Origin of the sequence: Macromonas nakdongensis, assembly GCF_002837145.1 — a bacterium.
GTDB classification, from domain to species: Bacteria; Pseudomonadota; Gammaproteobacteria; order Burkholderiales; family Burkholderiaceae_C; genus Macromonas_B; species Macromonas_B nakdongensis.
Map to the genome: position 1 here is coordinate 1 of NZ_NWMV01000153.1, position 8,353 is coordinate 8,353.

6 protein-coding genes are annotated in these 8,353 nt (G+C 69.9%); 2 read left to right on the forward strand and 4 right to left on the reverse strand.

The genetic code is table 11. The features are described from left to right. The coding region (locus CON77_RS14520) for a nitric oxide reductase activation protein NorD (protein WP_157826988.1) at positions 1–895 on the forward strand (895 nt) is incomplete at its 5' end. Between the two features lie 29 nt (positions 896–924). Here CON77_RS14520 and CON77_RS14525 read toward each other — a convergent pair. Together CON77_RS14525 and CON77_RS14530 are read right to left on the reverse strand one after the other, a co-directional pair. Further along, positions 925–2,619, reverse strand: a complete 1,695-nt coding sequence (locus tag CON77_RS14525) for a GMC family oxidoreductase (RefSeq protein WP_101050285.1) — start codon at positions 2,617–2,619, stop codon at positions 925–927. Positions 2,620–2,677: 58 nt separating this feature from the next. Continuing rightward, a complete protein-coding gene (locus CON77_RS14530; RefSeq protein WP_101050287.1) occupies positions 2,678–4,201 on the reverse strand; it encodes a CoA-acylating methylmalonate-semialdehyde dehydrogenase in 1,524 nt (507 codons plus the stop codon). 108 nt (positions 4,202–4,309) lie between these two features. Here CON77_RS14530 and CON77_RS14535 point away from each other — a divergent pair, with 108 nt between their 5' ends. Then, positions 4,310–5,272, forward strand: a complete 963-nt coding sequence (locus CON77_RS14535) for a LysR family transcriptional regulator (protein WP_101050289.1) — start codon at positions 4,310–4,312, stop codon at positions 5,270–5,272. Positions 5,273–5,404: 132 nt separating this feature from the next. Here the strand turns inward: CON77_RS14535 and CON77_RS14540 are convergent, their stop codons facing one another. Together CON77_RS14540 and CON77_RS14545 are read right to left on the reverse strand one after the other, a co-directional pair. Next, positions 5,405–7,438: a putative bifunctional diguanylate cyclase/phosphodiesterase gene (locus CON77_RS14540; protein ID WP_101050291.1), complete on the reverse strand. Its 2,034-nt coding sequence runs from the start codon at positions 7,436–7,438 to the stop codon at positions 5,405–5,407. Then, on the reverse strand, positions 7,422–8,353 hold a 932-nt coding region (locus tag CON77_RS14545; protein ID WP_157826989.1), incomplete at its 5' end, for an EAL and HDOD domain-containing protein. The genes CON77_RS14540 and CON77_RS14545, both read right to left, overlap by 17 nt.

An 8,353-nucleotide genomic window follows, 5' to 3' on the forward strand; every position in this document is an offset into this window, starting at 1 on the left:
GCTGGCCGAGCCGGAGGCCCTGACCTTCGTTTACCCCGAATGGGACGCCACCCTCGGGCGGCACCGCCCCGACTGGTGCACCCTCACCGAGCACCGCCCGGCCCCGGCGGAAGGCGCGGTGGCTTCGAGCATGGCGCTGCCGCCCCCGGTGCGGGGCTGGCGCGGCCAGCGGCTGGACCGCCGCCAGCGCCCGCCGCCACGGCGCGAGGGCGACGACATCGACATGGACGCCCTGGTGCGCGTGTGGGTGGAGCGGGCCCGGCAGCCCCAGGCCGATCCCCGGGTGTTCCGCCCAGCGGTGTTCGCGCCGCAGGCCCTGTCGCTGCTGGTCTTGCTGGACCTGTCCCAATCCGCCAGCGACCCGGCGTTCGGGGGGCCCGCCACGGTGCTCGACCTGGAAAAACACGGCGCGCTGACCCTGGCCCGCACCCTCCAGGCGGCGCCCGACCGGGTGGCCATCCACGGTTTTCGCTCCGACACCCGCCACCGGGTTGGCTACGAACGGCTGCTGGACTTTGGCCAGCCATTGAACGGGCCGGCCGAACACCGCCTGGCCGGTGCTGTGGCACACGGCTCCACCCGCATGGGCACGGCCATCCGCCATGCCACCGGCCTGCTGGCCGAGGAGCCCTCGCCCCAGCGCGCGGTCTTCGTCGTCACCGACGGCGCGCCGTCCGACGTGGACGTGTTCCGCGCCGACCACCTGATCGAGGATGCGGCCGCGGCGGTGCGCGAGGCCCGGGCGCGGGGCGTCGAGGTCTGCGGCCTGGTGCTGGACCCCCTGGCCGACGCCTACGCCCAGCGCATCTTCGGCCGGCGCGGCTTCCAGGTGGTGGAGCAACCCCAGGGCCTGGTGCGCGGTATGCGGCACCTGCTGCGGCGCCTGGACCCTTGAGGACCAGGGCCCTCGCCGTCAGTGGGCGCTTACTGCCCGGTCAGCATCCAGCGCGCGGCTTTCTCCGCCATCATCAGCGTGGGGCTGTTGGTGTTGCCGCTGGTGATGGTGGGCATGGCGCCGGCGTCCACCACGCGCAGCCCGGCGATGCGGCCACCGCGGCCGTCGCGCACGCGCAGGTGGCTGTCGAGCACGGCGTTCGGGTCGCCGTCCGCCCCCATGGCGGTGGTGCCCACCGGGTGGAAGATGGTGGTGGCGATGTCGCCGGCCAGGCGGGCCAGGTCGGCGTCGCTCTGGTATTGGACGCCGGGCTTGAATTCTTCCGGCTGGTACGGCGCCAGTGCGGGTTGCGCCACGATGCGCCGCGTCAGGCGCAGGCTGTCTGCGGCCACCTGGCGGTCTTCGGGCGTGCTCAGGTAGTTGGGGGCGATGGCCGGGGCGTCTTCAAAGCGGTTGCTCTTGACGTGCACCGTGCCCCGGCTGCTGGGGTTGAGGTTGCACACGCTGGCGGTGAAGGCCGGGAAGGCGTGCAGCGGCTCACCAAAGGCCTCCAGGCTCAGCGGTTGCACGTGGTACTGCACATTGGGCCAGGCGTGCTCGGGCGAGCTGCGTGTGAAGGCGCCCAACTGGCTGGGCGCCATGCTCATGGGGCCGCTTTGCTTGAGGGCGTATTCCAGCCCGATCATCGCCTTGCCCCAGAGCGAATTGGCGGTGGTGTTGAGCGTTTTGGCGCCCTGCACCTTGTACACCGAGCGGATTTGCAGGTGGTCCTGCAAATTGCCGCCCACCCCGGGCAGGTCCACCTGCACCGGAATGCCACGCGCTTGCAGCAGGGCCGCCGGGCCAACGCCCGAGAGCTGCAGGATCTGCGGCGAACCGATGGCGCCGGCACTCAGCACCACCTCGCGTTCGGCGTGGGCGGTCACCATCTCTGTGCCGGTCCACACCTGCACGCCCACGCAGCGCTGGCTGCCGTCGGGCTGGGTCTCCAGCAGCAGGCGGCTGACCTGGGCACCGTTCCACAGGTCAAAGTTGGGGCGGCCGTAGCAGGTGGGGCGCAAAAACGCCTTGGCCGTGTTCCAGCGGAAACCGCTTTTCTGGTTCACCTCGAAGTAGCCCACGCCTTCGTTGTTGCCGCCGTTGAAGTCCGGCGTGGCCGGGATGCCGGCCTCCACCGCGGCCTGGGCGAAGGCGTCCAGAATGTCCCAGCGCAGGCGTTGCTTTTCCACCCGCCATTCGCCGCCGCTGCCGGTTTCGGGGCGTTTGCCGTGGCCGTGCAGGGCGGCAAACGCGGCATCGGCGTCGCCGCCCGGGTCCAGGCGGTAGTGGTCTTCGTGGGCCTTGAAGTCGGCCAGGCTGTTGGCCCAGGTCCAGGCCTCGTCGCCGGTGATTTGCGCCCAGCGGTCGTAATCGCGGCTTTGGCCGCGCATGTAGATCATGCCGTTGATGCTGCTGCAGCCGCCCAGCACCTTGCCGCGCGGGTAGCGCAACTGGCGGCCGTTGAGGCCGGCGTCGGGTTCGGTCTGGTAGAGCCAGTCGGTGCGCGGGTTGCCGATGCAGTACAGGTAGCCCACCGGGATGTGGACCCAGTGGTAATCGTCTTTCTGGCCGGCTTCGATCAGCAGCACGCGGTGGGCGGGGTTGGCACTCAGGCGGTTGGCGAGCAGGCTGCCGGCGGTGCCGGCGCCGACCACGATGAAGTCGTAGGTGTTGTTGTTGTCCAAACAGGTCTCCTCGGCGGGGCCGCCCCGTGCGGGGCGGCCGTGGGGCGGTGGCGTGTGCTTATTTTGACGTCGGCATCACGAACTCGGCGCCCTTGCCAATGCTTTCGGGCCAGCGCTGCATCACGCTTTTTTGCTTGGTGTAGAAGCGCACGCCTTCTTCGCCGTAGGCGTGCATGTCGCCGAACAGGCTGCGCTTCCAGCCGCCAAAGCCGTGCCAGGCCATGGGCACTGGGATCGGCACGTTGATGCCGACCATGCCCACCTGGATGCGGCGGGCGAACTCGCGTGCGACGTTGCCGTCGCGGGTGAAGCAGGCGGTGCCGTTGCCGAACTCGTGGTCGTTGATGAGCTGCACCGCGGTGGCAAAGTCGGGCACGCGCACGCAGGCCAGCACCGGGCCGAAGATCTCTTCCTTGTAAATCTTCATCTCGGGCGTGACGTGGTCAAACAGCGTGCCGCCCATCCAGAAGCCCTGCTCGCAACCCTCGCCGGTCTGCGCCGCGTCGAACTGGCGGCCGTCCACCAGCAGCTTCGCGCCTTCGGCCTGCCCGGCGGCGATGTAGCCGCTGATGCGGGCATGAGAGGCGGGGGTGACGATGGGCCCCATTTCGGCGGCCAGGTTGGTGCCGTTGAGCACCTTGAGCTGCTTCGTGCGCTCCACCAGCAGCGGCATCACCTTGTCGGCCACGTCGCCCACCAGCACCGCCACTGAAATGGCCATGCAGCGCTCGCCGGCCGAGCCGTAGGCCGCGCCAATGAGCGCGTCCACCACCTGGTTCACGTCGGCGTCGGGCATCACCACCATGTGGTTCTTGGCGCCGCCCAGGGCCTGCACGCGCTTGCCGTGGCGGGCGCCGGTTTCGTAGATGTAGTTGGCAATCGGGGTGGAGCCGACGAAGCTCACCGCCTTCACATCCGGGTGGTCCAGCAGCGCGTCCACGGCTTCCTTGTCGCCCTGCACCACGTTGAACACGCCGTCGGGCAGACCGGCCTGCTTGAGCAGGTCGGCGATGAACAGCGAGGGCGACGGGTCGATGGGGCTGGGCTTGAGCACAAAGGTGTTGCCGCAGGCAATGGCCACGGGGAACATCCACATCGGCACCATCACGGGGAAGTTGAACGGCGTGATGCCGGCCACCACGCCCAGCGACTGGCGCATGGTCCAGTTGTCGATACCGGTGGACACCTGCTCGGTGTAGTCGCCCTTGAGCAGTTGCGGGATGCCGGTGGCGAACTCCACGATCTCGATGCCGCGGGTGACTTCGCCCTGCGCGTCGGTGAACACCTTGCCGTGCTCGGCGGTGATCATGGCGGCCAGCTCGTCCTTGTGCTGGTTGAGCAGCTCCAGGAACTTGAACATGATGCGCGCCCGGCGCAGCGGCGAGGTGTCGGCCCAGGCCGGGAAGGCGGCTTGCGCGGCGGCGACGGCGGTGTTCACGTCTTGCACGTTGCCCAGGCGCACCTGGCGGCTCACGGCGCCAGTGGCGGGGTTGTAAACGGGCTGCACGCGCTGGCTGGTGCCGGCGCTGCGCTGGCCGGCGATGTACTGGGCGATTTCGGTGGGGTCGGTGTAGGTGTGCATGGGGGTGTCGGTGGGTCGGAACAGATGGAGGCAGTGTAGAAAGAGCCCCCCTGGCGTGCATAGCCCCCATCGCTGAAAATATTGTTCATCAAACTGAACAATGACTGCATGGAAGCGCAAAAAATCGATGCCCTCTGGGGCCACCTGTACTGGCTGTCGGTGCTGGCCCAGCAGGGCAGCTTCACGGCCGCGGCCGACCGCCTGGGGGTGAGCAAGGCCGCCATGAGCCAGCGCGTGGCCGAGCTGGAGCGGGTGGCGGGCGTGCCCCTGGTGCAGCGCACCACCCGCAGCGTGCGCCTGACCGAAGCGGGCCAGCGCCTGGTGGACCGCACCCGGCCTTCGTTCGACCAGATTGCCCACGCCTGGTCCGAAACCAGCGACCAGGCCGACGAGCCCCGCGGCCTGTTGCGGGTCACGGCGCCGGTGGCGCTGGCGCGCCAGCAGATCGTGCCGCTGCTGCCGGCTTTCTTGCAGCGCCACCCCGGCATCCGCATGCAGCTCGACCTGTCGGACCGGCTCAGCGCGCTGGCCACCGAGGGCTTCGACCTGGCCATCCGCCACACCGCCCGCCCGCCAGACACCCATGTGGCCTGGCGCCTGTGCGCCACCCAGAGCGTGCTGGTGGCTGCCGGTGCGTATCTGCAGCGGCACGCCGCCCCACAGCAGCCGGAGGACTTGGTGGCACACAACTGCCTGCACTACCCCCGCGCCCACGAAACCCCGGCCTGGCATTTCGAAGCGCTGGGCGGGGCACGCGCCGGCGAGCGGCTGACCCTGCCGGTGGCGGGCTCCCTGGCCGCCAACAACAGCGAGGCCTTGCGCGACGCCGCCCTGGGCGGCCTGGGGATTGCACTGCTGCCCGATTTCACCGCCCGCGAGGCCCTGCTCAACGGGCGCCTGGTGCGGGTGCTGCCGCAATGGAAATCGGTGGGCGCCTTCGCCGAGGACCTGTACGCCCTGCGCCCCTACACACCCTATGTGCCGCGCGCGGTGACGGTGCTGGTGGCCTACCTGCGCGAGGCGCTGGCGGGCGGGTTTGCGCTGCCGACGGATCTGGGGGGCCACCTTTGAGGTCGGGCGCTGGATCATCGCCAATGCGCAGCACCTGTCTGTGTGCAGGTTGCACCGGGTGGGTGTTTCCCGCGTCTGCGGCGATGGGCCCGATCGGCAGGGGCCGTTTCCAGCCTCAGTGGCCCAGGCGCCTCAATCCAGTGGGAGCCGAATGTCCTCCCGCACCAGGCGCTCGTAGGAGTCGGCCGGTACCGGCGGGCTGAACAGGTAGCCCTGCAGCTGGTCGCAGCCGAGCGCCCGCAAAAAGGCCATCTGCTCGCGCGTTTCCACGCCTTCGGCCACGATCTCCTGGCGCATCTGCTGCCCCATGGTGACGATGGCGCGGGCAATGGCGCAGTCGTCGCTTTGCTGCGGAATGCCGATGACGAAAGAGCGGTCGATTTTGAGTGTGGTGATGGGGAACTTCTTCAGGTAGGCCAGGCTGGAGTAGCCGGTGCCGAAGTCGTCCAGCGCGATGCCCAGGCCCATGGCGGCCAGTTCGTTCATGATGGGCACCACCTCGTCGGCGCTGCGCACCATCAGGCTTTCGGTGATTTCCAGCTTGAGCCGGTGTGGCGCCAGGTCGTGGGTGGCCAGCAGGGCGTCGATGCGTTTGGGCAGGTATTTGTCGAACTGCCGCGCCGACAGGTTGACCGCCAGCGGCGGCATGTCCAGCCCGCGCGTGTGCCAGTCGCGCAGCTGGCGGCAGGCTTCGTGCAGCACCCAGTCGCCCAGTTCCAGGATGAGGCCCGAGTCTTCCGCCACCGGCACGAACTGGCCCGGGTGGAGCAGGCCCCGCGTCGGGTGCGTCCAGCGCAGCAGCGCTTCGGCCCCGACGATGCGCCCGGTGCGCAGGCTGACCTTGGGCTGGTGGTAGAGCTGCAGCTGGCCGTGGGCCAGAGCGTGGCGCAGCTCGCCTTCGATGCGGAAGCGCTCGGTGGCGCGTTCGTTCATCTCGGCGCTGAAGAAGCGGATGGGGGTGTCGTGGTCGTCCACCCGCTGGTTGGCGAGTTCGGCGCAGCGCAGCAACTGGGCGGTGTCCATGCCGTTGTCGGGGTAGAGCGCAATGCCCACGCTCACCGGGCAGTCCACTTCCAGGCCGTGGAGCACGTAGGCCGGGCGCAGCAGGGCCAGCACCTTGTGCGCCACCAGGCCGGCGTGCTCGCGCCGGCGCATGTTGGGCAGGGCGATGGCCAGTTTGTCGTGCCCCAGCCGGGCCAGGATGTCCTGCTCGCGCAAGGCCTTTTGCAGCCGGTGGGCGGCCTGGGCCAGCAGGTCGTCGCCCACCTCGTGGCCCAGGGTGTCGTAAATCCAGCTCAGGCGCTGCAGTTGCACCACCAGCACCGCGCCCAGGCCCTTGCCGCGTTTGGCCTGGCTCAAGGCCTGGGCCAGCAACTGGCCCAGCAGCAGGCGGTTGGGCAGGCCGGTGACGGTGTCGAAGTTGGCCAGCTTCTGCAACCGGGTTTCGGTGTCGTGGTGGCTGGTGATGTCGGAAAAAATGCAGAAGGCGTGGGTCACCGCGCCGTCTTCGTCGCGCACGGTGCTGATGCAGGCCGACAGCGGAAACACCTCGCCGCTTTTGCGCCGCCCCAGCACCTCGCCCAGCCACAGACCGGGGCCGTGCATGGCGGCCTGCACCTGGGCGTGGAAGTCGGTGCCGTCGCGGCCGGCGCGCAGCAGGTCGGGGGTTTGGCCCAATGCCTCACTGGCGGGGTAGCCGGTGATGCGGCTGAACGCGGCGTTGACCGTGACGATGCGGCCCTGTGCGTCGGTCACCAGCACGCCCTGGCTGCTGTTTTCGATGATGCTGACATACAGGCGCAGCCGGTCTTGCGCGCTGATCTCGGTGTCCAGCGGTTCGTAGACCGCGCACAGGCCGCAGGTGTCGCCATCGGCGTCGGTCTCGCGCTGCAGGGTCAGGCGCAGCTTCACCGTCTGGCCGTTCTTGGTGCGTCGCAGCACGGTGCCCTGGAGGGGGCCGCGCTCTGCTGGCCACGGGGCCAGTTCGGCAAAGTCGCCATCGTCCGGTTGGCACAGCAGCAGCAGGTGCTGGCCCAGGGCCTCGGTTTCGCTGTGGCCGAAACAGGCGCTGGCCGCGGCGTTCCAGCCGGTGATGAAGCCGGCCAGGTCCAGCCGCACCTGCGGCAGGTGCGCCCCGGGCATGGGCGCTTCAGGCGGGGCGGCCATGGGCCAGGCTCTCCTGTGTCAGGTGCAGCACCCAGCCGCAGGCTTGCAGCAACAGGGTGTTGAAGGTGTCGGCGCTCACCGACCAGCGCGCCAGTTGCGCCGCGGTGCCGGCCCGGTCGGCGCGCTCCACCGTTTCCCAGGTGGTGAGCAGGGCGCCGAGTTCGCCCTGGTGGTCGATCAAGGCGGCGTGCAGCGTGTCGGTCACGCGGATGGTGCGCAGCATCTCGCCCAGCGGGGTGCCGAACAGAACCCCCAGCATGGAGAACATGCCAGTCATGAAGGCCTGGTCCTGGCCGTGGCGGTCCAGGCCCGCGGCTTGGGCCAGCAGCTCCATGCCACGCGCGCGCAGGCTGACGCGGGCCATCAGCATGGCGCTGCGTTCGTCGTCGTCGCGGGCGGCGAACAGCAGCAGGTTGAGCCAGCGCTTGAGTTGCTGGCGCCCCAGCAGGAGGATGGCCTGGCCGAAGCTGGTGATCTCGCGCCGGCTGCCCATGGCCACCGAATTGACCAGTCGCAGCAGCTGGTAGGACAGGGCGGCGTCGTGGCGGAACACGTCTTCCAGCAGGTGGGTGTCGGCGTCTTCGCCCACCATCTGCAGCAGTTGCAGGGCGCGCTGGCGCGAGGCCGCCTGGGCGACGTTGGGTTTGCCCGGCGGGGCCAGGTACCAGTCGCCGCTGAACCAGCGGGGGCCCGCAGGCCAGGGGGTGCTGCCGGGCTGGCCCGCAGGCACGTCGGCGGCGTCCACCAGCTGGCCACCGCTGGCGCCCAGGGCCTCGGTCGGGGCCGCGGGCCAGGCCTGCAGCCGGGCGCGGTCCCACAGGCAGGGCATGGCGGTGCCCAGTTCGGCCAGGGCCGGCTGGGCGAGCCAGGGCAGCAGCCCGGTGGCCTCGCTGGCCTCGGTCGGGCCCTGCCAGC